This is a genomic window from Sphingobium sp., from assembly GCA_035196065.1.
Taxonomy (GTDB): domain Bacteria; phylum Pseudomonadota; class Alphaproteobacteria; order Sphingomonadales; family Sphingomonadaceae; genus Sphingorhabdus_B; species Sphingorhabdus_B rara.
Genome location: CP136575.1, coordinates 2773350 through 2799368 on the forward strand (window position 1 = coordinate 2773350; position 26019 = coordinate 2799368).

Here is a 26019-nt window from a genome sequence, read left to right on the forward strand (position 1 = left end):
GGCCGTGGTTCAAACATTGCCCCTATGCGTCCGCAACGGCATATTCCGTTGTCGGCACTGTCGTTTGGATCAACGGCGGACTGGCGCAGGGCAACCCCGCAGCAACACTGCCAAAAGCAAATAGTTAAGGCCGACCCATTTTACTTCGCACTACTTACTCTTGAAGACCGGCTTTCGCTTCTCGACAAATGCTGTCATCGCTTCGCGGGAATCGCTCATCTGACCAAGCACGATTTGCTGACGGTCCTCGATAGCCATGGCATGATCGAGGCTGGGCGCGTCGATGTTGAGGTTGAGCGCCTGCTTCGAAAGGCGCAAACCCCATGGAGTTGTTGCCAGCATCTCTTCGGCCAGCGCCAAGCCTGCATCAAGCAAGCCGTCTTCGTCTATGATTTCGCTGACCAGTCCCGACCGCAACGCGCGATCGGCGGTTATGAACCGTCCAGTGAGGATCATCTCCGAGGCAAGCGACGCCCCCACCAGCCGCGGCAGGAAATAGCTGGACGCCATGTCGCAGCCGCCGAGCCCAATGCGGATGTAAGCAGCGTTCATTTTCAGCGATGGTGCGCCGTAGCGCACGTCTGCCGCCAAGGCGAGGCTAAGGCCGCCACCTGCCGCTGCACCATGAACAAGCGCGATGATAGGCTGCGGGCAACTGCGCATTTTGCGATAAATATTACCGATTTCGGTCTGGGTCTTATAGCTGGCAATGACCGGTTCGTCGTCACTGCCGCTGCGATGTTCCTTGATATCAAGGCCTGCACAAAAGGCGCGCCCTGCGCCGCGCAAAACGACAACCCGCACCTCGCTACGCTGCTGCAATCCTCCGAAATAATCGTTCAGTTCCTCGGTCATCTTCACCGAAAGCGCGTTGAGCGCATCCGGTCGGTTCAACGTCAGGATTTCGATGGCGTCGCGGCTTTCGACCGATATAGTTTCATAAGACATTTTCAGGGCTTTCCGAATCCGGATATGTGAGGCAATGCCAGTTTAACTAAGCAATTAAACAAGCCACAGGCAAGGAATGAGCGATCGGTCCGCTTGAAGGAAAAGTTGTTGCGATGACAGGTGATGCCCGCGAGGCCCAATTTGAGGAACAAATTATGAGCAACCCCAGCATGGACCCCGAAATCTTTGATGCCTTTATCGATCAACTGCGCCGTTATGTGCGTGAAAGGCTAATTCCGGCGGAAGACGATGTGATCGCCAATGATCGCATCCCTGACGATATTCTCTCCGAAATGCGGGAGATGGGCCTGTTCGGCATCACCATTCCCGAAGAATTTGGCGGCGCCGGGATGAGCATCAGCCAATATATCGAAACGGTGAAGCAGATAAGCTATGCTGCGCCCGCTTATCGGTCCACCATGTCGATCAATGTCGGAATGACCGGGAGCGCGATCAAGAATTTCGGTACCACTGAGCAAAAAGCTTACTGGTTACCCCGTATCGCCAGCGGCGAGATCGCCTGTTTCGGACTAACGGAACCCGGCAGCGGATCGGACAGTGCGGCGATGCAAACCTTTGCGGCACGCGATGGCAATGGCTATGTCCTCAATGGCACAAAGCGCTACATCACCAATTCGCCCCATGCGAAAATCGGCCTGATCATGGCACGCACCTCGAAAGAGGCATTGCCCAAAAACGCCCATGTCTCCGCCTTCATCGTGGATATGGACAGTGCAGGGATCAGCATAGGCAAGCCCGACAAGAAAATGGGACAGACCGGCGCACATATTGCCGACATCATCTTGGAAGATGTCAAAATCCCGGTTGATGCTCTGGTCGGTGGCGAGGAAGGACGCGGTTTCCAGATCGCGATGCAAAGCCTCGACAATGGCCGCCTTTCGGTTGCAGCCATGGGCGTCGGTATGGGCCGCCGCATCCTCGACACGGCAATCCGCTACGCCACTGAACGCAAGGCTTTTGGGGAGGCAATCGCCAATTTCCAGTTGATCCAGGCGATGCTCGCCGACAGCGAGGCCGAACTTTATGCAGCCGAATGCATGATCGCCGATGCCTGCGTACGTGCTGATCGCGGCGAGGCGATCATGCGCAAGGCGGCCGCCGCCAAGCTGTTTGCGTCCGAAACTTGCGGTCGTGTCGCTGACCGCTGCGTCCAAATCTATGGCGGCGCAGGCTATCTCGCCGAATATCCTGCAGAGCGCTTCTTCCGCGATGCCCGCATCCTGCGCATTTACGAAGGTACCAGCCAGATCATGCAATTACAGATTGCCAAGCATTTGCTACGCGAGTTTGCTAGCGAAGGCGCTGTTTGGTAATTGGCCATGTACAGTCTTTTCTCCCGCCTTTCTGTTGTTGAAGCGTCGAGCTTGGTAGCTTCGCCTTTTGCGGGTCTGAATCTGGCGCAGATTGGGGCCTAGGTTGTTCGTCCGGACCAAATTGAGGGCGGTCAGCGCTGGCCGGTCATGCAGGCGAACAACGAAGCCTTTGCACCGCAGGTGCTTGCCTGCCTCAAGGGCTGGGGCTGGTCGGATGATGACAGCCGGCACGCCATGCTCAACGTCAACGGCTCGGGCATCTCGCTCGGCCATCCCATCGGCGCAACCGGCGGCCGCATTCTTGCCAACCTCACCTGCGAGATGCAACGCCGCGACATACGCTATGGTCTCGAAACCATGTGCATCGGAGGCGGTCAAGGTATCGCAGCCGTGTTTGAAAGGGCATGAACGACATGCATGATTATTCCGACATCCGCGAAGAAGTCGCCAAGCTCTGCGCGCAATATCCCGGCGAATATTGGCGCGCAAAGGATAAGGAGCGCGCCTACCCATCCGAATTCGTCGCGGCATTGGGCGAAGCAGGTTATCTCGCTGCGCTGATCCCCGAAGAATATGGCGGCGCTGGCCTGCCTCTGTCGGCGGCAGCGGCCATCCTTGAGGAAGTCCAGAAGCAGGGCTGCAATGGCGGCGCAGTGCACGCACAAATGTACATCATGGGTACCTTGCTGCGCCATGGCAGCGAAGAGCAGAAGCAGCGTTATTTGCCCAAAATCGCCACAGGTGAACTGCGATTGCAGGCCTTTGGCGTGACCGAACCGACCAGCGGCACCGATACGCTAAGCCTGAAGACGGTCGCGAAGAAAGATGGCGACAAATATATCGTCAACGGCCAAAAAATCTGGACGAGCCGCGCCGAGCATTCGGATTTGATGATGTTGCTTGCACGCACCACACCGCGCGAAGAGGCCGCCAGCCGCACTGAGGGGCTTTCTGTATTCCTTGTTGATATGAAGGAAGCGCTGGCCGCCGGCACGCTGACCATTAACCCCATCGACACGATGATGAACCATGCGACCACCGCCGTCTTCTTTGATAACATGGAGGTCCCTGCAGCCAATCTGATTGGCGCAGAAGGTAAGGGTTTCCGATATATATTGTCGGGCATGAACGCCGAACGGCTGCTGATCGCTGCGGAATGCATCGGCGATGCCAAATGGTTCATCGAAAAGGCAACCGGCTATGCCAAGGAGCGGGTGCTTTTTGGCCGTCCCATCGGGCAGAATCAGGGTGTCCAATTCCCCATCGCCCGCGCCTATGCGCAAACGCGCGCCGCCGACCTTCTGGTGCAGGAAGGCATCCGCAAATATGAAGCGGGCGAGAATTGCGGCGAGGAAGCCAATATGGCGAAGATGCTTGCCGCAGAGGCCAGCTGGGCCGCTGGCGAGGCCTGTGTACAGACGCATGGCGGCTTTGGCTTTGCCGCCGAATATGATGTCGAGCGCAAATTCCGCGAAACGCGCCTCTACCAGGTGGCGCCGATCAGCACGAACATGATCCTTTCCTTTGTGGCCGAACATGTGCTCGGCCTGCCGAGAAGCTATTAATGGGTGAATGGGATGCCTGGATCGGTCGGCAGATGGTGCAGAGAGACAGGCTCACGCCTGCCCTGCTGAAACGATTTTGCGCCACGATCGATAGCGCGGGCACAAACGATATCGCCCCGCAGGCGATCCATTGGGTGCTTTGCACACCCGAAGCTGCAACCGCGCAGTTGGGTATTGATGGCCATCCGCAGCGAAGCGACAGCCCCGACAGCTTCTTCCCGCCTGTGCCCCATCCACGTCGCATGTGGGCGTCAAGCAAGGTCGACTTTATCGCGCCAATCGCTGTGAATGCGGAGATTGAGCGCGTTTCCACCATCGCCTCGATCAATGAAAAAACGGGCAGCACCGGCAGTCTGGTATTCGTCGACGTAGCGCACGAAACAAGAGCCGATGGAATGCTAGCCATCGAGGAAAGGCAAACGCTCGTTTATCGTGAGGCCAATAGCGCCAAGCCAACCCCCGTCCCCCCGCCGGTGGCGATCGATTTCAGCAAATGGGATTTTCACCGCAGCCTTGTGCCGAACGAGACGCTGCTATTCCGATTTTCCGCGATCACCTTCAACACGCACCGCATCCATTATGACGCGCCCTATGCGATCAACGAAGAGGGATATCGCGGCCTTGTCGTTCATGGCCCGCTGATGTCGAGCCTGCTGATGGATCTGGTGGCGCGAGAATTTGGCAGCAATGCGCTGGCCCATTATGCGTTCCGCGCTCAATCGCCCGCCTTTGCAGGCGAAGCACTACATCTTGTCGGCAAGCGCGAGGGTGATTTGCTCACCCTCGCGGCATTGGGTTCCGATGGCCGTATCTGCGTTGCCGCAGAAGGCGCACTTTAGGGCCGGATCAGATATTTCTCGGCGGTGCGCTTGGCATTATAGGCCTGCAGCACTGCCACTTCGACTGCCTGCTCCAGGCTGACTTCATGGCTGTAATGGCTTTTGAAGGTGGTGGTCAGTTCGGCGGCAACGCGGGCACGCATCCGGCCAACAATCTCCGCCCCGGCCTTTGCCATGAACGGCGTAAGCAGCCAGCCACTTAGCCCCCAAGTCAGGCCGAAATTACGGTTGAGGATGGTCGGGCCAACGTCAAGCGCGCCATAGATATAGACCTGCTTCATCTGGTCCGAACCATAGCGGCTATAGCTGGTCATCCGCCGCACAGCCGCAGTTTCCATCGCGCCCAAAATCTGCCCGGCAAGCTTTCCGCCGCCAATGGGATCAAAGCCGAGGAAGGCCTCGGTCTTTTCAATCGCGTCAGTCAACTGATCGACAAAGTCTGCATCATTGGAATTGAGTATGATTTCCGCACCAATGCCCTTGAGCAATTCGACCTGCGCCTGGCTGCGTACGATATTGACCAATGGTATACCGTCGGCCTTGCAGATCTTCACCAGCATCTGGCCTAGATTCGAAGCCGCTGCGGCATGGACGATGCCCTTATAGCCTTCCATCTTCATCGTTTCGACAAAGCCAAGCGAGGTCAGCGGATTGACGAAGCAGGATGCGCCGTCCTTAGGATCTGTGCCATCGGGGAGAGGCATACACGCCATGGCAGCAAGGCACCGATATTGCGCATAAATCTCGCCGCCAATCAAAGCGACGGTTTTGCCGAGCAGCGCCTGCGCCGCATCCGAAGCACCGGCAGCGACGACAATGCCACAACCTTCGTTGCCGATCGGCATCGCCTGCCCCATGCGCGACGCCATGAAGCGCATTCCGGCTTCGGCAACGTCCATCTGGACGCCGGGCAGGCCGTCGCGCGAGATTGCGCGCGCGGTCGCAACGTCAGATGCGCCGACCATCAGGCCCAGATCCGACGGATTGATCGGGGTTGCCAGCACCTTGACCACAACCTCATGATCCTTTGGTTGGGGCATGGGCAGATCTGCCAGATACAGTTCGAGCACGCCCTCCGGCTTCAGTTCGGTCAGCATGGCGCGGTTGGTGGCAGGCAGGTCGGTCATTTCTCTCTCCATTTTGCAGGCAGGATTCGATCCTGCTTTGCAACCGATCTAGCCGATGCGCCAACAGGCTTCAATGGGGCGGCGGTTTTCAGCCCGCCTTGAATGCAAGCGCTGCGGCGATCAATGTCGTCCCGACGGCCAGCATGCTGATCCCTGTCCAGGGAATATAGCTGACTTTACCGATTGCCGTGCGCTTGTTTCGGCGCCAATCGGCAAATATGCTGATAGCGGCAAGCACCGCCGAAACGACGGCAATCACCGCCCACATGTGAAAATCCCATTCGTACAGCAGCCAATCGAGCATTGCGGCCAAATGGCGGCAAGCCCTGCGCATTGCAAGCCTTTGCATGGGAACCGGGGCATCGGGGCCGGGGCATGGGGGCTGGACGAAAACGGCAGGGCGGCTAAGGCGGTGGCATGGCGTTCGCCGACCCCTTACCCGCAAAGCCTTTGCCTGCCCCGCCCTCGCGGCCGCTGCTTGGTATCTTGTTCCGACTGCTGGCGATGATCATGCTGGCAACGATGTTTGTATTCGCAAAAATCGCCGACGACATGGGCGTGCATGTTACCGAAAGCCTGTTCTGGCGGCAGCTTGCAGGGCTTCCGGTCTCTCTCGCCTTTCTCTGGTGGCAGGGCGACCTGCGCGCAATCCGCACTCACCGGCCCATGGCGCACGCTGTGCGCATGCTGCTCGGGGTCAGCGCGATGTTGCTCAATTTCTCCGCAATGCTGCTTCTCGACATGGCGGAGGCGACGACCTTTGGTTTCGCTGCGCAGATTTTTGCGACCATCCTGGCGGCATTTCTTCTGCGCGAACAAACGGGGCGTTATCGCTGGGCAGCGGTATTGGTCGGTTTTGCTGGAGTGTTGATTGCCCTGCAACCTGGCGATCACGCCGTGAACCCGCTCGGCGCAGCCGTCGCACTTGGCGGGGCAGTGGCCACCGCAGCCGTGATCGTGCACATCCGTCAACTGACGCGAACCGAGGCATCGGGCGCGATCGTATTCTGGTTCTCGCTGACCTCAATGTTGCCGCTGGGTATCGCAATGCTGTTTTTCGGCAAGGCACATCCTCTTCAGGCATGGCTGGTGATTGCAGGGCTGAGCCTTGCTGGTGCTATGGGCCAGATGCTGCTGACCGCATCGCTACGCCATGCCACCGTCGCTACGACAATGACGATTGATTACAGCATGCTGATCTGGTCGGCCCTTGCCGGCTATCTCATCTTTGCCGAAATACCGAGCAGCAGCATCTGGACGGGCGCACCCATCATTATCGGTTCCGGCCTCTTCATCGCTTGGCGTGAACAATATCTTGCGAAGAAAAGGATCAATCCAGCGGCGGAATGACACGCCGGTTCAAATGCACCGGCACCTGTGCACGCACTTCATCGACCCGGCTAAGGTCGATTTCTACAAAACCCAGTCCCTCGCCGTCGCCCATATCGAGCAATATCTCTCCCCAGGGATCGATGACAAGCGAGTGACCATAGGTTTCGCGCCCATCCTCATGACCGCCCGACTGGGCAGCGGCGATCACAAATGCCGCCGATTCGATCGCCCGGGCGCGCAGCAAGACATGCCAATGGGCCTTACCGGTCGGAACGGTGAAGGCTGCCGGCATTGCAAAGGCGCGCGCGCCTGCCTTGGCCAGTTGGCTATACAGATCGGGAAAGCGCATATCATAACAGATGGTTAGGCCCAACGGACCCAAGGGCGATTGGGCAAGCACCGGATGGCTACCACCAGCATAGGCATTTGATTCGCGCCAACTCTCCCCAGTTGCAAGGTCGACATCAAATAAATGCATCTTGTCATAACGGGCCACGATTTGTCCCGCAGGGTCAATCAGCAGCGTACGGTTAGCAAATCGGCCAGAACCATCTTCCGAGAGGACGGGCACAGAACCTAAATGAACCCAGATATGTGCTTCACGCGCGGTGTCGCACAATGCAGCGATATGCCGATTCGCGCTTTCATGCTGGATGTGGATCCGACCACGCTCCCGGTTGCGATCCAGCAAAAGCGACATTTCGGGCGCAAAATAGAAATGTGCACCTTGATTCGACGCTGACCGGATAGCAATGTCCATCGCCGCCCGATTAACTGCCGGATCAACCCCGCTGTTCATTTGATGGATGGCGATTTTCATCATTAAACTCCACAATCCCTCAGGTCATCGCAAACTTGGCACCACCAGACCTTTTTCTGGACTGAAATCGGAGTGACTGTAACAATAGATTAACCATTTTCTGTTGTCGCATCCAGCGTGTCTTCTGCGCAACAGTTGCGCGCAAGTCGAATGCAAAGTCAATTTTTCAAATTGTCAGCGGATTCAAAGGTTGCGCTAAAACCCTCTTTGTGCAAGAGGGGCGCTGGTGTGTTAAAGCCACATTCTTAAAGGAGCCAAAAAAATGCGTTTCGGTAAAGTCTCGCTCGCTGCGGTGGCTGCTGTTGCTCTGGCCGGTGCCCCGGTCGTTGCTCAGGCTGCTGCTCCTGTAAAGCCCGTTGCTGCCAAGGTGCAGCGCGCTGGCGTTGCGAAAGAAGAAAGCAAGCTCGGCGGTGGTAGCGGCGTAATCGTCGCGGTTATCGCAGCTGCTGCTGTTATCGCTGGTATCGTTATTGCCGCTGGCAACGACGACGATGCGCCGACCAGCCCCTGAGCTCGGTCGTCAATTTGACGAAAAAGGCGGCCTTTGTGCCGCCTTTTTTTACATTTGATTAGACGTTTTTATGGTTGCCATGTCCGCGACAAGCTGACAGCGTACCAAGCAACTGAGGTCGCATCTCACAAATAATAATTTGAATAAAAGTTTGAAGGAGTTTGAAATGCGTCTTGGAAAAAATATTCTGGCAGCAGCAGCTGCCATTGCAGTGATTGGTTCGCCGATCGCTGCACATGCTTCGAATGCTGTATCGAAGCCGGTTACGGCCGAAGTGAAGCGCGTCGGCACCGCGAAAAAAGCCGAAAACAAATTAGCAGGTGGTAGCGGCCTCATCGTTGGCATCATTGCTGCTGCTGCAGTGATTGGTGGAATCATTCTCCTTTCCGACGACGACAATCCAAGCAGCCCCTGATTTTCAGGCAATAGCTTTCGAAAAAGGCGGCTACGTGCCGCCTTTTTTATTTGCTTCAGAATTAAGCATTTATCGAGACTGTTGTAGTTTATATCGAAAGCCAAGCCGGCAACACAAGCTCGACAAAGTTGGCGCATCCATTCAAGAAAGCGGATAAAGAACTGTGCCGCGCAAACCGCAATTTCGGAGAATGCAGATATGACGGCTGAAACCAATGTCCTCGTCACAGGCGGCGCGGGCTATATTGGCAGTCATGCCGTCCTGGCTCTGCTCGATGCCGGTAAAAGACCGGTTGTCATCGACAATCTTGTCACCGGATTTCGCTGGGCCATTCCGGAAAATGTCACCTTTTATGAAGGCAATGTCGCGGATGCCGATCTGGTCGCCCGGATCATTAGGGAAGAACGGATCGATGCAATCATGCATTTTGCCGGGTCGATCATCGTGCCGGAATCGGTTGAGAACCCGCTTAAATATTATGGCAACAACACCGCCGCGAGCCGCAGCCTAATCGAATCGGCACTGACAAACGGTGTCCGACACTTCATCTTTTCGTCAACCGCCGCGACTTACGGAATCCCCGACTCCAGTCCCGTACGCGAAGACATGCCGACATTGCCGATCAATCCCTATGGCATGTCGAAACTGATGACCGAATATATGCTGCGCGACGTCGCGGCTGCGCATGATTTCAACTATTGCGCCTTGCGCTATTTCAACGTGGCGGGTGCAGACCCTTCGGCACGCAGCGGTCAATCGACCGCAGGGGCAACCCATTTGATCAAGGTCGCTGTGGAAGCCGCGCTGGGCAAGCGTGATTCGGTGGCAGTCTTTGGCACCGACTATGCAACAGCGGATGGAACCGGCGTGCGCGATTACATCCATGTCAGCGATCTCGCCGCAGCCCATGTCATCGCGCTCGACGCGTTGCTCGCCGATCCGGCATCAAGCCACATATTGAATTGCGGCTATGGCCATGGCTATTCGGTGCTTGAGGTGCTGGACGCCGTTGACCGGGTGACTAACCAGAAACTCGACCGAAAGCTCGAAGGCCGGCGCGCTGGCGATCCCGACGAACTGATTTCGGACAATCGCGCCATCAAGGCCCGCTTTGGCTGGGAACCGCGTTTCGATAATCTGGACACCATCGTGGCCCACGCCCTGCAGTGGGAACGTAAATTGTCCGGATAGGCCCAAGGCTTGCACTCCGCGCTCTGTGGCACCATATCGCGGCCGATGGACAATCAATCACATAGCAATCCCAATGCCTGGTACGGCACCACCATTCTGTCTGTCCGCAAGGGCGGCAAGGTCGTAATTGCAGGCGATGGTCAGGTGTCGATGGGCCAGACCGTGATGAAACCCAACGCCCGCAAGGTCCGGCAGTTGCATGACGGCAGCGTTATTGCAGGGTTTGCCGGTGCAACCGCCGATGCCTTTACACTGTTCGAGCGACTGGAAAAGAAACTGGAATCGCATCGCGGGCAATTGATGCGCGCGGCAGTCGAACTCGCCAAGGACTGGCGGACCGACAAATATCTGCGCAATCTGGAAGCATTGATGATTGTTGCGGACAAGGATGTCACCCTGATCCTGACTGGTAATGGCGACGTTCTGGAACCCAATGACGGGATCGCTGCCATTGGATCCGGCGGCAATTTCGCACTTTCGGCGGCACGCGCGCTGATGGATTATGAGGATGATGCCGAGACGCTGGCTCGCCATGCGATGAAGATCGCTGCGGATATATGCGTCTACACTAACAACAACCTCACCGTGGAAATCATGGACAGCGCAAGCTGACCCGCAAGGAAATCTCCCTTACAATGAGCCAAAATTTGACCCCCAAGGCGATCGTCGCTGCATTGGACGAGCACATCATCGGGCAGGCCGACGCAAAGCGCGCGGTTGCCGTTGCGCTGCGTAACCGTTGGCGCCGCCAGCGCTTGCCTGCCGAATTGCGCGACGAAGTGACGCCGAAAAATATCCTGATGATCGGCCCGACCGGCTGCGGCAAGACCGAAATCAGTCGCAGGCTTGCAAAACTGGCCGATGCCCCGTTCATCAAGGTCGAGGCGACCAAGTTTACCGAGGTCGGCTATGTAGGCCGTGATGTGGAACAGATTGCGCGCGACCTGGTCGAGGAAGCCGTCCGGCTTGAAAAGGACCGGCGGCGTGAGCAGGTACGCGAAGCCGCCGAAGCCGCCGCAATGGAACGCATATTGAAACCGCTCGCCGGTGATACCGCCAGCGAAGCGACCCGCGAGGCGTTTCGCCAGCGCATCCGCGATCGACATATGGACGATGTCGAAATCGAGATAGAGGTATCCGACGCCCCAAACATGCCGATGGAATTGCCTGGCATGGGCGGCGGCGCGATGATCAATATCAGCGAGATGATGGGCAAGGCCTTTGGTCAGGGCCGCACCAAGCGCCGCAAATTGAAAGTGCCCGAAGCTTGGGCAAAGCTGGTCGACGAAGAGGTCGAAAAACGGCTCGACCAGGATGATGTCGCACGCACCGCCATCGCGGACGCGGAGGCCAATGGCATCGTGTTTCTGGATGAGGTCGACAAGATTGCGGTCAGCGACGTGCGCGGCGGATCTGTCAGTCGCGAGGGCGTACAGCGCGACCTGTTGCCGCTGATCGAAGGCACCACCGTTGCCACCAAATATGGCCCGATGAAAACCGACCATGTGCTTTTCATAGCAAGCGGCGCGTTCCATGTTTCCAAACCGAGCGACATGCTGCCCGAACTGCAAGGCCGCCTGCCGATCCGTGTCGAGCTAACCGCACTGACTCAAGATGATTTCGTGCGCATCCTTTCGCAGACAAAGGCCAATCTGCCGCAACAATATGCAGCCTTGCTTGGCACCGAAGATGTCACGCTGGAATTCACCGATGACGCCATAACTGCTCTTGCGCGGATCGCGGCTCAAGTGAATGAAAGCGTCGAGAATATCGGCGCGCGCAGGCTACAGACCGTGATGGAAAAGCTGCTCGAGGACATCAGCTTTGATGCTGAAGATCGCAAGGGCGAATCCATACGCATCGACGCCGATTATGTGCAGGCACAGCTTGCCGGCATCGCGAGGGATGCCGACCTTTCCAAATATGTGCTTTAATACCCGTGCGCGTTAGCGACCGGTGATCGGGGCGCTCGGATTTTCGGGCGCAACGACCATCTTCCAGCTTTTCCCCGCAACCAGATATTGTGCCGCCAGTGCCTGCAACCGTGCGGGCGTTACCTTGCTGTAATCGCTATATAGTCGCGCCAGCGCCGCATAGCGTTCGGCATTATAAGTCGCGCCTTCCAGTTCGTTCATCCAGAACAGATTGCCGGTGGTGGCGCGCTCGACATATTGCAGGATTGGCTCCAGCGCCCTTTTCAATTCGTCCTCACCGACAGGCTTGGTCGCAAGATCGAGCGCAACTTCCGATGCAAAATTGAAAAAGCGTTCGGCATCCTTGGGCTGCATCTGGCTATATGCCATCAAAAAGCCGCCGCTGCGGAATTCGTCGGGCCACATCGCCGTCGCATCAGGGCTATAGCTTGCTGCCTGTTCAGACCGGAATTTTTCAAACAAACGGTCGCGGAACAGCGCGGCAAGGATTTCCAGCTCACGCCCCTCGCTGACCATTTCGATACCGCCACCGGTCGGCCAGGCAACAACGGCTGCTATCTGGTCGGCGGGACCCTTATGGGTAAGCCGTAGCGGGGCAGTTGCCGATGCGGGGAAGCGCACCGTCTCTGCGCCTGACGGGAGAGGAGCCGCTGGACGCGGCTTCATCGCGCCAATACTGTCCTGCAACGCCTTGATCGCGTCCTCGGTCTGGAAATCACCAAAAAGCAAGACCTCCACAGGACCGCTGGCCAGCAGCGGCTCCCAATATTTGCGGAACGCAGCCGGCGTGATCTTGCGCACTTCATCGGGTGTTGGGATTTTCCAACGCGCATCATCGCCCGACAACCGATATTGCAATTCGCGCTGCAACACTGCCGTGGCCGACATTTCAAAGCTGCGATAGCCAGAAATGGCGAGCGACTTTTCACGTTCCAGCGGAGCGGCATCCCAGCCGGGATGTTCCATCTTGATCGCGATCAGTTTCAACTGATCAGCCAGATCTTCCGGGCGGGTCGAGGCAGAAAATTCAAACGCGTCATTATCGACGGCGAAATTGAGTTCGATGCGCCGGCCGTTGACGAGTTGATCGATCTGCGTGCGGTTGAACTTGCCTATGCCGCTTTCACCGATCACGGCAGGCCCCGTCCAAAGCATTCCACCATTTTTAGGCGCAACGGCCTGATAGCCACGGCCGAAGCGCACCAGCACACGCACCTGCCCGCTTTCTGCCTGGTTAGGAAACAGCAATGCGCGCCCACCATTGGCGAGTTGCAGCGATTCCATATCAAAACGCGGGAGAGGAGTGCGCAGCATCACCTGCCCGGGCGCACCAAGTTGTGGCAAGTCGCCAAAGCCGATCGCATTTCCCGCAAGCCGCACATCATTTGCAGCGGCGACCGGCATGGTCAGCGCCATCGCCAATTTCTGATCAGCATCGGCGCCCGGATCGGTCGGTGTCGTGCGGAGGATGCGCACCGCGTCGGCGGTGAACAGCGCCTTTGTTGCGGCGTGAAGCCTTTCCGGCGTGAACTTCGCACGCATCGCATCAAACACCGCAACGACAGTATCGGGCGCAGCCACAGTCTCACGAATATCGACTGCCTTGACGATATCTTCTGCCTGCTTGGCCGAGGCCTCGAACGGATAGCTATCCTTCATCGTGCGCAGCGCATTGCCGAACAGGGTCAATTCACGCTCAATATCCGCAGTCGAAGGTGGTGCCGCAATCGCATCTTCGATGATGGCGCGCACATCGCTTACTGCTTTCTGCCAGTCGTCTCCGATCGGCGTGACGATGACAGTGGTGATATCGGCACTGCGGGAAATATCCTCTTGCCCGACCTCTGCCTGGCTGAAGCTGGCACCGCCGCGTGCACGGGTAATCAAACGGCGATTGAGGATCTGCTGCGCAACCGCATCGATCAGCAATTGCTCATTATAGAGGATGGTGTCATCGACCTTCACCCAAGGCCGGGCATAAATCATCGCGACATTAGGCGGCAAGGTTGGCTCGACAATCGTGCGCGCCACTGCGCCATTGCGATCCGGCTTGCCGAAATCGGGTTGGAGCGCGCTGGGCCCTTTGCCTTTCCATTCGCCGAAATATTGCCGGACAAGGCGTTCCAGTTCGGCAGGGTCGTGATCACCCGCGATTACCACGACTGCATTTTCCGGCCGGTACCACCGTTGGTGAAAGGCCCGAAGCGCCTCCGCCGTGGCCGCATTCAGTGTTTCAAACGTGCCGATGGTCGAACGGGCGGCAAGCCGTTGCCCCTGAAAGGCATGTTCGCGCATCGCATCACCCAATGTGCGTGATGCCCCGTCGGATTCGCGCAATTCAGCCTGAACGATCAATCGCTCAGCATTCAGCGCCGCATCCGAGATATTCGGCGCGCGCATCATGCCCGACAACAGCTTCATGGATTCGGCCAAGGCCGCCGGTTGCGCATTGGGAAGGTCAAGCTTGTAGACCGTCTGCGTTGGCGTCGTCTGCGCGTTGCTGTCGCTGCCGAACGTCACGCCGAACCGCTGCCAGATCCGCTTTGCCTCGCCATCGGGCACATATTCGGAACCGCGAAAGGCAAGATGTTCGATCAGATGGGCAAAGCCCTGCTCATTATCTTCCTCATGCAGCGCGCCGGCATCGATACGCACGCGGATCGACACCTGACCCTGCGGCACGACATTGCGTTTCACCGCATAACGAAGCCCGTTTTCCAGCTTGCCGAAGGTCCAGCTTGTGTCGACGGGAACATCGCTGCCTTCATAAAGCCATGGCACTTGCGCCGTCTTCGTTTCAGCAACCGGCGTCGGCTGTGCAACAACGGCATGTACGGGAACCAGCAACGCGAGCGCGGTTGCAAGGCGGAGGCTATGGAGCAGTTTCATCAATCGGTTTCCTGCTGCGGCGTCGATTGACCCAGGATGAATGGTGGTACCAGTGATTTAGATTCCACCATCGACAACGGGATAGCCCAGCCCTGCCAGTCCGGATTTCAAGGCCTCGATGCACTGGCCCAGCATATGGGCATCGGTTGAACGGACAACGAAATTGGCACCGACCCGGCCTTCGCGGAAGAAAGGATAGCTGCCGATCTGGCAGCCTTCATGCGACTTTTCCGCCTGGCGGAGCAGTTCGGCAATCTCGCTTTCGGCGACCCAACAGCCAATCTGGTGCGACAGCAGCGGCGCGCCGCCTTCGAGCGTGCCGGTCAGCGCATCAAGCATTCCCGCGGTGATGTGCGGAACGCCCGCCATGATGAAGATATTGCCGATCTTGATCCCCGGCGCGCCCGACATCTTGTTGGGGATAAGGTCCGCACCGTCAGGCACCCGCGCCATCCGCAGCCGGCCTTCATTGATGCCGCCGCGGGTTTCATAATAGCGTTCCAATATTTCCTTTGCGATCGGGTGCAGCACAACGGAAACACCCAGCGCCTTGGCGATGGCATCCACGGTGATGTCATCATGCGTCGGTCCGATGCCGCCTGTCGTGAACAGATAATCGTTGCGTGCGCGCAGCGCATTGACCGCCTCGACAATCGCCTCCTCGACATCGGGGACGACGCGCACCTCGCGCAGGCGAATGCCCTGCACGTTAAGCCAAAGGGCAATCTGGCTGATATTCTTATCTTGGGTGCGGCCAGAGAGGATTTCGTCGCCGATGATAACCAGCGCGGCGGTATAGATGCGGTTTGATGTCATCCGACTGGCATAGCGAGAAAGACTCCCCTCGCAAAGCGCCGATAAAAGCCCTATATCGCCGCCCATGAACCAATATGTTGCCGTGACCGCCGACGAAGCCGCAATCCCCCGCGACGGGGTGATCAAACTGCATGGGCAGGAAGCCTTTGAAGGCATGCGCAAGGCCGGCCGCCTTGCCGCAGAGATACTTGATGCACTTACCAGCTTTGTCGTTCCCGGCATCAGCACGCAGGATATTGATGATCTGGTCCACGAAATGACGCTGAAGGGCGGCGGCATTCCGGCAACATTGGGCTATCGCGGTTTTACGCACAGCTGCTGCACCAGCATCAACCATGTGATCTGCCATGGCATCCCGTCGGACAAGAAATTGCGCGACGGCGACATCATCAATATTGACGTGACGCCGATCATTGATGGCTGGCACGGCGATACCAGCCGCATGTATCTGGTAGGTGATGTGCCGACCAAGGCAAAACGGCTGGTCGATGTAACCTATGAATGCCTGATGCTTGGCATCGAACAGGCAAAGCCTGGCAACCGTATCGGCGATATCGCCCACGCGATCCAAACCCATGCCGAAGGCCACCGTTATGGCGTGGTCCGCGAGTTTTGCGGGCATGGCCTCGGCCGTCTGTTCCACGACGCCCCCGAAGTTGTCCATGCCGGCCGCCCCGGCACAGGCCCCGAACTGAAACCCGGCATGATCTTCACCATCGAACCGATGATCAACATCGGCAAACCACACGCCAAGATGCTTGATGATGGTTGGACGGCGGTAACGCGGGATCGTTCATTGAGCGCGCAGTTTGAACATAGCATCGGCATTACCGAGGATGGCTGCGAGATCTTCACCGCGAGCCCGAAGGGGCTGCACAAGCCGCCTTATTGAGGATCGCTTGTTGTGACCCCAGGTCATGCTGAGCGAGATTCAGCATCCATCGGGCAGCCAAGCTCAATCTAACTGGGTGGAATGGCCCCTGAAACAAGTTCAGAGTGATGATGTCGTGGGCTGCAGCGTTTAAACTACAACCGCAACCCACTCACCTCATCCAGCCCGGCCATGATGTTCAAATTCTGCACCGCAGCGCCGCTGGCGCCTTTGCCCAGATTGTCGAGCATCGCGACCAAGCGCACCTGATCACCTTTGGGCGAAGCGAAGACGTAAAGGTCTAGCCGGTCCGAAGGGGCCTCTGCCTTGCGGATCAGCAATTCGGATGGCGCAGCTTCGCTATGCACGGTGACAAGCGGTGAACCAGCATAATGGGCGCTGAGCGCGGCGCGCAAGGCATCAGCATTGGCTGCACCGGGCATCGCAGCGAGTGGCAGCGGCACTTCGACCAGCATGCCGCGAAACGCCTGCACCACGGCGGGCGCGAAGATTGGCGGGTGGGTCAGCCCGGCATGGCCCTGCATTTCGGGCACATGCTTATGATTGAGATCGAGGCCATAGGCACGGAAGCCAATATCCGCCCCCTCCCCTTCGAACCGTTCGATCAACGCCTTTCCCCCGCCCGAATAGCCTGACACGGCGTTGACCGTGTAGGGCCAGTCTGCAGGGATCAGCCCTTCGGCAACGAGCGGCGCGACCAGCCCCAGAAAACCTGTAGGATAGCAGCCTGGATTGGAAACGAAGCGCGCGGCGGCAATCGCTGCGCGCTGGCCTTTGCGATATTCGGCGAAGCCATAGGCCCAATCAGGATCGACGCGGTGCGCGGTCGAGGCGTCGATCACGCGCGTGCGATCATTGGCGATCATTGCCACTGCCTCTTTCGCCGCATCGTCGGGCAGGCAGAGGATGACAAAATCGGCATCGTTCAGCGCTTCACGGCGAGCGGCCACATCCTTGCGCCTATCTTCGGGCAGGATGATCTGGGCAAATTCGCTGCGGCCCGAAAGCCTGTCGGCAATTTCGAGCCCGGTGGTGCCGACGGCGCCGTCGATGAAGACCGAAATGGTCACAGTTTCACGCGCTTCCGCGCCAGCACCGGCTTTGCATGTTCGGCAAAGCGGGCGGTTGCTGCCTCAAGCGGTTCGATCGAAACGGCCATTGCCGCGCCATTGGAATGGATCAGGTTGCTCTCATCCGCCATGATACCCACATGGCCGGGGAAGAAGACAAGATCGCCGCGCTGCAATGCCTCGTCTTCGCTCAGCTCCTCTCCAAAACCCGCCTGCTGCATATCGGCATCGCGCGGGGCCTTTATGCCCTTAAGGCCAAAGACAAGCTGGACCAGACCCGAACAGTCAAGCGCATTACCACTGCGTCCGCCCCAGCTATAGGGCACGCCCACCAGTTTCTCGGCAAGGTCTGCAGGCGATCCCTCCACCTTTCCGGGTTCGGAAAGGTGCACGCTGGGAATCCAGCCACCTTCGCAGGCAAGGAATTTGCCGCACTCGCTGGCCTCGCCGCACACAATCTGGGCGCCCATCGGGTAACGCGCCAGCACCGGTGCTTTGATAGACGGCGTTGCAACCAGCAAGGTCGCGGGCGCGCTGACCATATGGGTCGCGGTGAAATCGTCCCCCAGATCAGCAAAGCGCAAATAGCCGAGATAATCATCGTGCAGGCAATAGCCCCAGGCCCATTCGCCCGCGACATCCAGCACAGCAAATTCCTCGCCATGCATCAACGAACTGACCGGCATCGATGTCATATGCGGTTCGGCATGAATTTCGGTAACTGGCGCGATCCCGGTGCGGATCATCGGCACCGCGTAATGCGGCGCGAACAGTTTGCCTGCCAATTTGATGTCGGCAAGGTCGCCGCGGATTGGCGTCGTGCGCTTGTCGCCTTCTATGCTATGCCCACTAAGGCTATAGATGGCGCGTTCTTTGGGTGCCGTGTCGGCCACTGTTTTTCCCCTGACTTTGCGCGCCCCCTTAGCGGACGGGATAGGCCTGCGACAAGTAGCGATACACTGCGCGCAGCCCCAGCGCCTCGCCGCCCTTGGGTCGGCCGGGTTTCGCCGCAGGACGCCAAGCAAAGGTATCGAGATGCGCCCATTTCACATCATCGGGCACGAATTTCTGCATAAACAAGGCTGCGGTTATTGCACCGGCAAAGCCACCCCCGGCATTGGCTGTATCGGCAATGTCACTGTCGAGCATGTCGGCATAGGGTTTCCACAAGGGAAGCCGCCAGAGCGGATCGGCCACCGTCTTGGCGGCATCAAGCAGATCGTCAGCCAGAGCATCGTCATTGGCGAATAACGCCGGAAGATCAGGGCCAAGCGCCACGCGTGCCGCGCCAGTCAATGTCGCGAAATTGAAGATCAGCCCGGCCTTATCCTCCACCGCCTTGGTCAGCGCATCGGCAAGGATCAATCGGCCCTCGGCATCGGTGTTATCGATCTCCACATGGATGCCCACACGGCTTTTCACAATGTCGCCCGGACGAAGCGCGCCACCTGACACGCAGTTTTCAACCGCTGCGACCAGAAGGTGCAGCCGCACCGGCAGATGCGCCTTCATGATCAGGTCTGCGAGTGCGAGGGCATGGGCAGCCCCGCCCATATCCTTTTTCATCTGCCGCATTCCGGCCGCGCTCTTGATGTTGAGCCCGCCCGAATCGAACACGACTCCCTTGCCGACAATCGCGATGCGCGGATGGCGTTCATCGCCCCATTCAACTTCGATCAGCCGCGGAGCATAATCGCGGGATGATGCCATGCCGACCGCATGGATCAACGGATATCCGGTTTCCAGATCATGCCCCTTGGTAACGTGCAGCTTGCCCTTATGCACCTTTGCCAGCCGGGCAGCCTCTGCCTCCAATTCCTGCGGCCCAAGATCAATCGGCGGCCGGTTGACCAGATCGCGCACCAGCGCGGTCGCCTCTGCCTGGCGGACAGCATTCTCGATCCGCCCGGGTTCGCTTGTCAACAGGACCCGTGGCCCCTTGCGCTTGGGTTCGCTGCGATATTCGTCAAACCGATATTGGCCAAGAAGCCAGCCGAACAGCGCGTCACCGGTTTCCGCACCTTTCAGGCGATAAATGCCCTCCGGCAAGACATCGGCCGCTTTTGCCAGCGCCCAATGATCAAGCTTGGCCGCATCGGTCACAACCAACGCCGCCTTCCACTGTTCGCCCCCCGCAATCGGCAGGATCGCAAAATCACCGCTATTGCCGTCGCACTTCTGCGCTGCGGCAACTGCGCGTATGTCGCTAGGTTGCCCGGATAGCCATTCGGCAAAGCCCTGTTTGGCAATGATTTCGATGTCAAAGGCGGCCTGGCCATTGTCGGGCTGGATTAGTGCGGAATAATCGGTCATGCCTGCGCTGTTAGCGGTTTCATTCCTACTGGGGGAGAGATTTTCCATGGTCCGCAAAATTCTTCTGGCGCTGATCTTCGGCCTCGCTGTGATCGCGACGGGTGCATCCGCCCAAAGCCAAGATCAGGCCAAGGAAATCGATGCTGCCAAAATATCAGCCGAGGCTTTCCTGACGGCAATGCAGAAAGCCGACAGGGCCGGCGCGATAGCACTGGTCGCGGCCAATGCGCAGGATGAATTTACAGGGCGTTTCGGCAACGACAGCAAAAGGTTGAAATCGACAGCGCCGCTGCGTTTCGTCTTTGCCGCGCCGCTGAAAAGCCACAGCCTCGATCCGATCGAATATGAGGCTAATCTGCTTTACGCCGTGAAGAATGATGGTGAGTGGACCACCGTGACACTGCGCCTTTACCGCTTCGACACGGATGCGTACCGCGTTGAATATTGGCGGATCGACGATAGCGAACCCAACATCCTCGCCATGTCCGACGATCCGGCATTGCAGAATTTGCCCGCGATGATGCGCTGGATGGGGCTTGGCCTTGCATTTGGTGGCCTGTTGCTGATCGGCTTTATCGTCTGGCTGGCACGCCGCAGGCCGCACATCGTCGCCCCGGAAAGCATTGCCGAAAAGCGGACAGCCGCCGTCACGCGCCGCGACGGCGACCGCTAAAGCAGACTTTATTCGGCGGCTTCGAGAACCGGCGCGCCGCCCGTTTCCTTGGCCTTGCCAGCTGCCTTCTTCGCTTTCGAAAAGACCATCACGCCATCGTCGATGGGCTCCTGTGTCAGGATCTTTTTCTCTGCCTTATAATCCTGCAGCACACGCCAGGGATGGCGATCGCCGTTGATCGGCAGGTTCTGGAATGATCGGGCGAAATAGCCAGAGCTGAAATCCGAGACAAAGGGCAAGCGCGGCATATCGGTTTCACCCAATGCCGGATTGGCGATATCTGCACCCTTGGCGTCCATCGTTTTCAGCAACCGGCAGACATAGTCGGCAACGATATCGGTCTTCAGCGTCCAGCTGGCATTCACATAACCAAACACACTCGCCATGTTCGGAATGTCGCTGAACATCACGCCTTTATAGTTGAAATGGTCGGCGGATACCGTGGCCTTGCCGTCAACGCTGATCTGCGTCTTGCCCAGCGTGACCAAATTGAGCCCGGTCGCGGTGACGATGATATCAGCTTCAAGTTCGCGCCCAGATTTCAGTTTGATGCCGGTGGGCGTGAAATGATCGATATGATCGGTCACAATTTCGGCGCTGCCTTTGGTGATCGCCTTGTACATATCACCATCGGGGATGAGGCACAGCCGCTGTTCCCAAGGGTTGTAGGGCGGGGTGAAGTCACGCTTCAAATTTGTGCCAGCCGGCAACTCCTTCTTCGCCATTTCCAAAAGCTTTTGGCCGGTTTTTTCGGGCTTCTTGCGGGCATGGTTGTAAACTAGCCGCTGCATCAGGATGTTGCGCCACCGAGTGATATCATATGCAAGCTGCGACGGCAGTATCTTGCGCAGGTTATTGGCAAACCAGTCACGCGCCGGACGCGAGACCATCCAGGTCGGCGTGCGTTGCAGCATATAGACCTTGGTGGCGGTCTCGGCCATTACCGGCACGATCGTAACGGCGGTCGCGCCAGACCCAATCACAATGACCTTTTTCCCGCTATAATCCAGATCTTCCGGCCAATGCTGTGGATGGATGATCTGTCCTTGGAAATTTTCCTCTCCCGGGAAATCGGGGCGATAGCCCTTATCATAATCATAATAGCCGGCGCACATGAATAGGAAGTTGGCCGTATAGTGGGTCTCAACGCCGCTATCTTCATGCCGCGCCTTGATCGTCCATCGGGCCGTCTCTGTTGACCAGTCGGCGGAAAGCACGCGGTTGCGGAACCGAATTTTTGGGCCGATGCCATATTCGTCAACCGTTTCATGGACATAATCCCAGATCGCCGGTCCATCGGCGATGGTTTTTTCATGCAGCCATGGTTTGAAACGATAACCGAGCGTGTGCATGTCCGAATCGGAACGGATGCCAGGGTAACGAAACAGATCCCAGGTGCCGCCGACATCATGGCGTTGTTCAAGAATGACGAATGACTTGTTCGGGCATTGCATTGTCAAATGCGCGGCCGCGCCAATGCCCGATAGCCCTGCCCCGACGATCAATACGTCAAAATCGCCACCAAATTCCGTTGCACCCATGTCGACTCTCTCCGCTGCCCTTAACCGGGCGATTAAAGCGGAGATTAGTTACATCGTTGCAGATTGCAACGGATAAGGGGATCAGTTTGCAATCGCTCCGAACAGATCATGCTCGTCGGCATCCTCGATTGCGACATTGACAATTGCGCCGGGGGCGAGCCCTTCAGGAACGTCGCGCAGATAGACATGACCGTCAATTTCCGGGGCGTCCGCCTGCGATCTGCCGGTCGCACCGATACTGCCATCCTCGTCCGCTTCGCCAACCTCATCGATAATAACGGGCAGAACACGGCCAACCTTGACCGCCTGCTTTGCGGCGCTGATCGCAGCAGTTTTGGCCATGATCCGCTGATAGCGCTCTTCCTTCACCTCTTCGGGAACCGGATTGTCGAGCGCATTGGCCGAAGCGCCTTCGACGGGTTCAAATCGGAACGCTCCGACACGGTCAAGCTGCGCTTCATCAAGCCAGTCGAGCAGATATTCGAAATCCGCCTCAGTCTCGCCGGGAAAACCGACAACAAAGCTGGAACGAATGGCGATGTCGGGCGCGATCGCACGCCAGTTGCGAATACGTTCCAGCACCTTGGCTTCATTGGCAGGCCGCTTCATCCGCTTCAGCACCGAAGGTGCAGCGTGCTGGAAGGGGATATCCAGATAAGGCGTGAGCAGGCCTTCGGCCATCAACGGGATCACATCATCAACATGCGGATAGGGATAGACATAATGCAGCCTGACCCAAGGGGCATGACCGTCAATCGTGCGCAATCCGCCCAATTCGCGGGCCAAATCGGTCATATGCGCGCGCACCTGCGCGCCCTTCCATTCGCGCGCTTCGTGTCGGATATCGACGCCATAGGCCGAGGTATCCTGACTGATGACCAGCAATTCTTTCGTCCCGGCCGCTACCAGCTTTTCAGCCTCGCGCAGCACAGCATCAATCCGCCGGCTTGCCAGCTTTCCACGTAGTGACGGGATGATGCAGAAGGCGCAGCTATGGTTGCAGCCTTCTGAAATCTTCAGATAGCTGTAATGGCGCGGCGTCAGCTTCAGACCGCCTTCCGGAATCAGGTCGACAAAAGCACCACGCGCGGGCGGCGCTGCTTGATGGACGGCTGCGACGACATCCTCATATTGATGGGCGCCGGTAATGGCGAGAACTTCGGGAAATCGGGCGCGGATCAGCTCGGCTTCATTGCCCATGCAACCGGTGACGATCACACGGCCATTTTCAGCAATAGCCTCTCCAATCGCATCAAGGCTTTCTTCCTTGGCACTATCGAGAAAGCCGCACGTATTGACGAGCACGACATCCGCGCCTTCATAATCCGGCGACATGGCATAGCCATCGGCCCGGAGTTTCGTGAGAATGCGTTCGCTGTCGACCAGCGCCTTCGGACAGCCCAGGGAGACCATGCCGACCTTGGGCGCTGCTTCAATTTTGGTTGCCATGATGGCCGGGCGCATAGGCTTTTTTGCGACGCTTGTCACCACGCGGTTTGGGGCGCATGATATCGACCGGAGGAAACGACCATGGCGAATGCAAATATCCTGGCGATCCTGATCGCTGCAGCATCGGGTTTTCTGGTTGGCGGCATCTGGTACGGACCATTATTCGGCAAGGCTTGGCAGCGCGCAATCGGACTTTCAGATGACGAACTGAAGTCCGCAAACATGATCAAGATTTTTGGGATCACCTTTTTGTTCAGCCTGTTGTCGGCAGTGTTCCTCGGCCATCTTCTTGCCCATTTTGATACCGATTTTTATCGCACCATGATGATTTCAACCGGCATCGCGCTGGGCTTTGTCGCGCCCGCCATTGGCACCAACTATCTTTATGGCCGCAAATCCGGAAAGCTGTTTGCCATCGATGCCGGTTACTGGATCGTTTTTTACGCAGCGATGGGCCTGGTTTTCGGCTTACTTGGAGCCTAGCAGCACGAAAGCTATCGGGCGGGCAGCCGAGTGAGCGGATCAAGCGGCCTGCGATCTTTACGGATTTCGAAATGCAGTTGCGGGCTATCGACATGGCCTGTTTCCCCGACGCCACCCAGCCGCTGCCCGCGCTTTACCCTTTGGCCCTTTGCGACATCCAAACTGGCAAGGTGACCATAAGCGGTGATCCAACCGCCGCCATGGTCGACGAGCACTAGCCCACCTAGCACCGCAATCTCATTTCCAGCATAGACAACAACGCCATCCCCCGCCGCACCGACTGGGGTGGCAGAGGGGGCGGCGATCTTGATCCCGTCATTCACCCGACCGCCACCAATACTGCCAAAGCGCGAGACGACATTTCCTGCCACCGGCCAAGCGAAGCTGCCCGCAAAACCGACTGGCGCCGGGGCAATACGGGCCGGAGCCGACGCAGCACGGGCGGGCGCGCCACCGGTAACGATGCTGTCGATATCTAGGGAAAATGCCGCAGCCCGCGCCTCAGGCGATTGGCTGCTTTCTCGAGCCGGTGCAGCCTCGGCGTCACCATCGGGCAATTGCAGATTCTGTCCGATCTGCAGCGTATAGGGTGGCGGGATGTGGTTGAGCGCGACCACATCGAGCCAGTTGATGCCATAGGCGCGCGCAATCGCAATGCCGGTTTCGCCGACGCCTACACGGTGAAAACGACCGGCAGGAATCTGCAGTCGCTGCCCCGTTTTCAGCATATATGGCGGGGTCAGTGCATTTGCTTCTGCGATTGCCGTAGCACCGGCGCCTGTCGCGGCAGCGATGCCGAACAGCGTGTCACCGCCTTTAACAATATAACTTTGCGCCTCGACCTGGCGGGCATTGCGGTTGACCGCTGCTGGGCTCCAGCTTGGCGTCTGGGCGACGATCTCACGTTCCGGAACGATCACAGGTTCCGCCAGCGGCTCGGCAGGATCGCTTGCATATGGCGCACTATTGGTGTTGCTGGCGATCCGGTAGTCTTGACCTGCAGTTGGAATGCAGCCGGGTAGCAACAGGATCGCAATCGTAACGGCCAGCCCTGATGCCCGATCTGCCATTAACTGCCCCTCATATCTGCCGATAAGCCTCGGCAAGAGTGACGAGCGAAGGCTTATGCGTCAAGTCAAGCTGGAGCGGTGTCACTGCGATGTAACCGTCTTCGACGACTTCCAGGTCGGTGTCATGGCCGGAAGTGTGCTCGACGCCATGCAAACCAAACCAGTAATAATCATAACCGCGCGGATCGGTGCCCTTGACGATCGAACCACGGCTGTAATCGTGGAAACCCTGCCGAACGACCTGAATGCCCTTTACCGCTTCAGGTGCGATGGCGGGGAAATTGATATTGACCAGCGTACGTGGCTCGAACGGGGTCTCCAGCAAAGCCGCAACGACCTTCGCGCCCCACGCCTCTGCAGCCGAGAAAGGAACGGCATCGCCCATGCCTTCGCGGCCATAAACCTGGCTCATTGCGATCGAACGAACGCCGGCCAGCGCGCCTTCCATAGCCGCGGACACAGTGCCCGAATAAGTGATGTCATCGCCCAGATTGGCACCGCGATTGACCCCGGACAGGATGATGTCGGGCTTTGCATCCTTCATCAGCACCCCCAGCGCGATCATCACCGAGTCTGTAGGCGTACCGGTGACCGAATAATGCTGATGGCCATGTTCGCGAATGCGCACTGGCTTGCTCAGTGTCAGCGAGTGACCCGCGCCCGAATTTTCATCGGCGGGCGCCACGATCCAGATATCGTCGCTGAATTCGCGGGCAATCCGTTCAAGAACCCTCAGTCCGGGAGCATTGACGCCATCGTCATTGGTCAGAAGAATACGCATCAGATTATCCGTTCGGTTAGAGTCGA

At 58.0% G+C, this 26019-nt stretch carries 25 protein-coding genes and 1 pseudogene; 13 read left to right on the plus strand and 13 right to left on the minus strand.

Annotated features, from left to right (window positions below):
• Nucleotides 1-150 precede the first annotated feature (150 nt).
• Nucleotides 151-948 (minus strand): enoyl-CoA hydratase-related protein, encoded by a 798-nt coding sequence (locus RSE16_13400; GenBank protein ID WRH75684.1) that lies wholly within the window; start codon nucleotides 946-948, stop codon nucleotides 151-153.
• A 155-nt stretch (nucleotides 949-1103) separates the two neighbouring features.
• Here RSE16_13400 and RSE16_13405 point away from each other — a divergent pair, with 155 nt between their 5' ends.
• From RSE16_13405 to RSE16_13420, 4 genes and pseudogenes are all read left to right on the plus strand, one after another.
• Complete coding sequence (locus RSE16_13405; GenBank protein ID WRH75685.1) at nucleotides 1104-2282, plus strand: acyl-CoA dehydrogenase family protein; 1179 nt, start codon at nucleotides 1104-1106, stop codon at nucleotides 2280-2282.
• Between the two features lie 159 nt (nucleotides 2283-2441).
• A pseudogene (locus RSE16_13410) lies at nucleotides 2442-2690 on the plus strand (acetyl-CoA C-acyltransferase).
• Entirely contained in the window at nucleotides 2687-3847 is a 1161-nt protein-coding gene (locus tag RSE16_13415; GenBank protein WRH75686.1) for an acyl-CoA dehydrogenase family protein, read from the plus strand. The pseudogene RSE16_13410 and the gene RSE16_13415 overlap by 4 nt, the downstream one beginning before the upstream one ends.
• Nucleotides 3847-4686: a hypothetical protein gene (locus RSE16_13420; GenBank protein WRH75687.1), complete on the plus strand. Its 840-nt coding sequence runs from the start codon at nucleotides 3847-3849 to the stop codon at nucleotides 4684-4686. The genes RSE16_13415 and RSE16_13420 overlap by 1 nt, the downstream gene beginning before the upstream one ends.
• On the opposite strand, the gene RSE16_13425 is transcribed toward RSE16_13420, so the two are convergent.
• Together RSE16_13425 and RSE16_13430 are read right to left on the minus strand one after the other, a co-directional pair.
• Nucleotides 4683-5813 carry a zinc-binding dehydrogenase gene (locus tag RSE16_13425; protein ID WRH75688.1) on the minus strand — a complete coding sequence of 377 codons (1131 nt, stop codon included), beginning with the start codon at nucleotides 5811-5813 and terminating at the stop codon, nucleotides 4683-4685. The two genes, RSE16_13420 and RSE16_13425, sit on opposite strands and share 4 nt — an antisense overlap.
• A gap of 88 nt (nucleotides 5814-5901) precedes the next feature.
• Nucleotides 5902-6147, minus strand: coding sequence for a hypothetical protein (locus RSE16_13430; GenBank protein WRH75689.1), 246 nt, complete (start codon nucleotides 6145-6147; stop codon nucleotides 5902-5904).
• Nucleotides 6148-6230: 83 nt separating this feature from the next.
• On the opposite strand from RSE16_13430, the gene RSE16_13435 reads away from it, so the two are divergent.
• A complete protein-coding gene (locus tag RSE16_13435; protein WRH75690.1) occupies nucleotides 6231-7163 on the plus strand; it encodes a DMT family transporter in 933 nt (310 codons plus the stop codon).
• Here RSE16_13435 and RSE16_13440 read toward each other — a convergent pair.
• Nucleotides 7144-7965, minus strand: coding sequence for a carbon-nitrogen hydrolase family protein (locus RSE16_13440; protein WRH77365.1), 822 nt, complete (start codon nucleotides 7963-7965; stop codon nucleotides 7144-7146). The two genes, RSE16_13435 and RSE16_13440, sit on opposite strands and share 20 nt — an antisense overlap.
• Nucleotides 7966-8227: 262 nt before the next feature.
• On the opposite strand from RSE16_13440, the gene RSE16_13445 reads away from it, so the two are divergent.
• The 5 genes from RSE16_13445 to hslU all read left to right on the plus strand — a co-directional run bounded on the left by RSE16_13445 (nucleotide 8228) and on the right by hslU (nucleotide 12016).
• Complete coding sequence (locus RSE16_13445; protein ID WRH75691.1) at nucleotides 8228-8476, plus strand: hypothetical protein; 249 nt, start codon at nucleotides 8228-8230, stop codon at nucleotides 8474-8476.
• A gap of 151 nt (nucleotides 8477-8627) precedes the next feature.
• Nucleotides 8628-8891, plus strand: coding sequence for a hypothetical protein (locus tag RSE16_13450; GenBank protein WRH75692.1), 264 nt, complete (start codon nucleotides 8628-8630; stop codon nucleotides 8889-8891).
• Nucleotides 8892-9089: 198 nt separating this feature from the next.
• Nucleotides 9090-10082, plus strand: coding sequence for a UDP-glucose 4-epimerase GalE (gene galE, locus RSE16_13455; protein WRH75693.1), 993 nt, complete (start codon nucleotides 9090-9092; stop codon nucleotides 10080-10082).
• A 45-nt stretch (nucleotides 10083-10127) separates the two neighbouring features.
• The gene (gene hslV, locus RSE16_13460; protein ID WRH75694.1) at nucleotides 10128-10694 is read left to right on the plus strand and encodes an ATP-dependent protease subunit HslV; all 567 of its coding nucleotides are present in this window, start codon (nucleotides 10128-10130) and stop codon (nucleotides 10692-10694) included.
• 23 nt (nucleotides 10695-10717) lie between these two features.
• Nucleotides 10718-12016: an ATP-dependent protease ATPase subunit HslU gene (hslU, locus tag RSE16_13465; GenBank protein ID WRH75695.1), complete on the plus strand. Its 1299-nt coding sequence runs from the start codon at nucleotides 10718-10720 to the stop codon at nucleotides 12014-12016.
• Nucleotides 12017-12028: 12 nt separating this feature from the next.
• On the opposite strand, the gene RSE16_13470 is transcribed toward hslU, so the two are convergent.
• Both RSE16_13470 and RSE16_13475 read right to left on the minus strand, forming a co-directional pair.
• The gene (locus RSE16_13470; GenBank protein ID WRH75696.1) at nucleotides 12029-14905 is read right to left on the minus strand and encodes an insulinase family protein; all 2877 of its coding nucleotides are present in this window, start codon (nucleotides 14903-14905) and stop codon (nucleotides 12029-12031) included.
• A 57-nt stretch (nucleotides 14906-14962) separates the two neighbouring features.
• Complete coding sequence (locus tag RSE16_13475; protein WRH75697.1) at nucleotides 14963-15721, minus strand: molybdopterin-binding protein; 759 nt, start codon at nucleotides 15719-15721, stop codon at nucleotides 14963-14965.
• Nucleotides 15722-15785: 64 nt separating this feature from the next.
• Between RSE16_13475 and map the strand changes: the two genes are divergently transcribed.
• Nucleotides 15786-16613, plus strand: coding sequence for a type I methionyl aminopeptidase (gene map, locus RSE16_13480; GenBank protein WRH75698.1), 828 nt, complete (start codon nucleotides 15786-15788; stop codon nucleotides 16611-16613).
• Between the two features lie 134 nt (nucleotides 16614-16747).
• Here map and argC read toward each other — a convergent pair whose 3' ends face one another.
• From argC to RSE16_13495, 3 genes are read right to left on the minus strand one after another with little or no spacing between them, the layout of a single operon-like run.
• Nucleotides 16748-17683 (minus strand): N-acetyl-gamma-glutamyl-phosphate reductase, encoded by a 936-nt coding sequence (gene argC, locus RSE16_13485; protein ID WRH75699.1) that lies wholly within the window; start codon nucleotides 17681-17683, stop codon nucleotides 16748-16750.
• Nucleotides 17680-18576, minus strand: coding sequence for an NlpC/P60 family protein (locus RSE16_13490; GenBank protein ID WRH75700.1), 897 nt, complete (start codon nucleotides 18574-18576; stop codon nucleotides 17680-17682). Before RSE16_13490 ends, argC begins: the two co-directional genes overlap by 4 nt.
• Nucleotides 18577-18604: 28 nt before the next feature.
• Nucleotides 18605-19996: a leucyl aminopeptidase family protein gene (locus RSE16_13495; GenBank protein WRH75701.1), complete on the minus strand. Its 1392-nt coding sequence runs from the start codon at nucleotides 19994-19996 to the stop codon at nucleotides 18605-18607.
• 46 nt (nucleotides 19997-20042) lie between these two features.
• On the opposite strand from RSE16_13495, the gene RSE16_13500 reads away from it, so the two are divergent.
• The gene (locus tag RSE16_13500) at nucleotides 20043-20669 is read left to right on the plus strand and encodes a hypothetical protein (protein WRH75702.1); all 627 of its coding nucleotides are present in this window, start codon (nucleotides 20043-20045) and stop codon (nucleotides 20667-20669) included.
• A gap of 8 nt (nucleotides 20670-20677) precedes the next feature.
• Here RSE16_13500 and RSE16_13505 read toward each other — a convergent pair whose 3' ends face one another.
• Both RSE16_13505 and rimO read right to left on the minus strand, forming a co-directional pair.
• Nucleotides 20678-22210, minus strand: coding sequence for an NAD(P)/FAD-dependent oxidoreductase (locus RSE16_13505; GenBank protein WRH75703.1), 1533 nt, complete (start codon nucleotides 22208-22210; stop codon nucleotides 20678-20680).
• Between the two features lie 81 nt (nucleotides 22211-22291).
• The gene (gene rimO, locus RSE16_13510; protein WRH75704.1) at nucleotides 22292-23659 is read right to left on the minus strand and encodes a 30S ribosomal protein S12 methylthiotransferase RimO; all 1368 of its coding nucleotides are present in this window, start codon (nucleotides 23657-23659) and stop codon (nucleotides 22292-22294) included.
• An 81-nt stretch (nucleotides 23660-23740) separates the two neighbouring features.
• On the opposite strand from rimO, the gene RSE16_13515 reads away from it, so the two are divergent.
• Nucleotides 23741-24142, plus strand: coding sequence for a DUF1761 domain-containing protein (locus RSE16_13515; GenBank protein WRH75705.1), 402 nt, complete (start codon nucleotides 23741-23743; stop codon nucleotides 24140-24142).
• Nucleotides 24143-24153: 11 nt separating this feature from the next.
• Here RSE16_13515 and RSE16_13520 read toward each other — a convergent pair whose 3' ends face one another.
• Nucleotides 24154-25212: a M23 family metallopeptidase gene (locus RSE16_13520; GenBank protein ID WRH75706.1), complete on the minus strand. Its 1059-nt coding sequence runs from the start codon at nucleotides 25210-25212 to the stop codon at nucleotides 24154-24156.
• A 10-nt stretch (nucleotides 25213-25222) separates the two neighbouring features.
• Nucleotides 25223-25993, minus strand: coding sequence for a 5'/3'-nucleotidase SurE (gene surE / locus RSE16_13525; protein ID WRH75707.1), 771 nt, complete (start codon nucleotides 25991-25993; stop codon nucleotides 25223-25225).
• Nucleotides 25994-26019: the final 26 nt, after the last annotated feature.

What these genes read in the sequence shown, in the direction of transcription:
- RSE16_13415 (WRH75686.1), top strand. Translation starts at nt 2,687, where the DNA reads ATGAACGACATGCATGATTATTCCGACATCCGCGAAGAAGTCGCCAAG.
- RSE16_13420 (WRH75687.1), top strand. Translation starts at nt 3,847, where the DNA reads ATGGGTGAATGGGATGCCTGGATCGGTCGGCAGATGGTGCAGAGAGAC.
- map (WRH75698.1), top strand. Translation starts at nt 15,786, where the DNA reads ATGAACCAATATGTTGCCGTGACCGCCGACGAAGCCGCAATCCCCCGC.
- RSE16_13515 (WRH75705.1), top strand. Translation starts at nt 23,741, where the DNA reads ATGGCGAATGCAAATATCCTGGCGATCCTGATCGCTGCAGCATCGGGT.
- RSE16_13425 (WRH75688.1), bottom strand. Translation starts at nt 5,813, where the DNA reads ATGACCGACCTGCCTGCCACCAACCGCGCCATGCTGACCGAACTGAAG.
- RSE16_13520 (WRH75706.1), bottom strand. Translation starts at nt 25,212, where the DNA reads ATGGCAGATCGGGCATCAGGGCTGGCCGTTACGATTGCGATCCTGTTG.
- RSE16_13440 (WRH77365.1), bottom strand. Translation starts at nt 7,965, where the DNA reads ATGAAAATCGCCATCCATCAAATGAACAGCGGGGTTGATCCGGCAGTT.
- RSE16_13500 (WRH75702.1), top strand. Translation starts at nt 20,043, where the DNA reads ATGGTCCGCAAAATTCTTCTGGCGCTGATCTTCGGCCTCGCTGTGATC.
- hslV (WRH75694.1), top strand. Translation starts at nt 10,128, where the DNA reads ATGGACAATCAATCACATAGCAATCCCAATGCCTGGTACGGCACCACC.
- galE (WRH75693.1), top strand. Translation starts at nt 9,090, where the DNA reads ATGACGGCTGAAACCAATGTCCTCGTCACAGGCGGCGCGGGCTATATT.
- surE (WRH75707.1), bottom strand. Translation starts at nt 25,993, where the DNA reads ATGCGTATTCTTCTGACCAATGACGATGGCGTCAATGCTCCCGGACTG.
- RSE16_13405 (WRH75685.1), top strand. Translation starts at nt 1,104, where the DNA reads ATGAGCAACCCCAGCATGGACCCCGAAATCTTTGATGCCTTTATCGAT.
- RSE16_13475 (WRH75697.1), bottom strand. Translation starts at nt 15,721, where the DNA reads ATGACATCAAACCGCATCTATACCGCCGCGCTGGTTATCATCGGCGAC.
- RSE16_13435 (WRH75690.1), top strand. Translation starts at nt 6,231, where the DNA reads ATGGCGTTCGCCGACCCCTTACCCGCAAAGCCTTTGCCTGCCCCGCCC.
- RSE16_13505 (WRH75703.1), bottom strand. Translation starts at nt 22,210, where the DNA reads ATGGGTGCAACGGAATTTGGTGGCGATTTTGACGTATTGATCGTCGGG.
- RSE16_13470 (WRH75696.1), bottom strand. Translation starts at nt 14,905, where the DNA reads ATGAAACTGCTCCATAGCCTCCGCCTTGCAACCGCGCTCGCGTTGCTG.
- rimO (WRH75704.1), bottom strand. Translation starts at nt 23,659, where the DNA reads ATGGCAACCAAAATTGAAGCAGCGCCCAAGGTCGGCATGGTCTCCCTG.
- RSE16_13445 (WRH75691.1), top strand. Translation starts at nt 8,228, where the DNA reads ATGCGTTTCGGTAAAGTCTCGCTCGCTGCGGTGGCTGCTGTTGCTCTG.
- RSE16_13495 (WRH75701.1), bottom strand. Translation starts at nt 19,996, where the DNA reads ATGACCGATTATTCCGCACTAATCCAGCCCGACAATGGCCAGGCCGCC.
- hslU (WRH75695.1), top strand. Translation starts at nt 10,718, where the DNA reads ATGAGCCAAAATTTGACCCCCAAGGCGATCGTCGCTGCATTGGACGAG.
- RSE16_13400 (WRH75684.1), bottom strand. Translation starts at nt 948, where the DNA reads ATGTCTTATGAAACTATATCGGTCGAAAGCCGCGACGCCATCGAAATC.
- RSE16_13430 (WRH75689.1), bottom strand. Translation starts at nt 6,147, where the DNA reads ATGCGCAGGGCTTGCCGCCATTTGGCCGCAATGCTCGATTGGCTGCTG.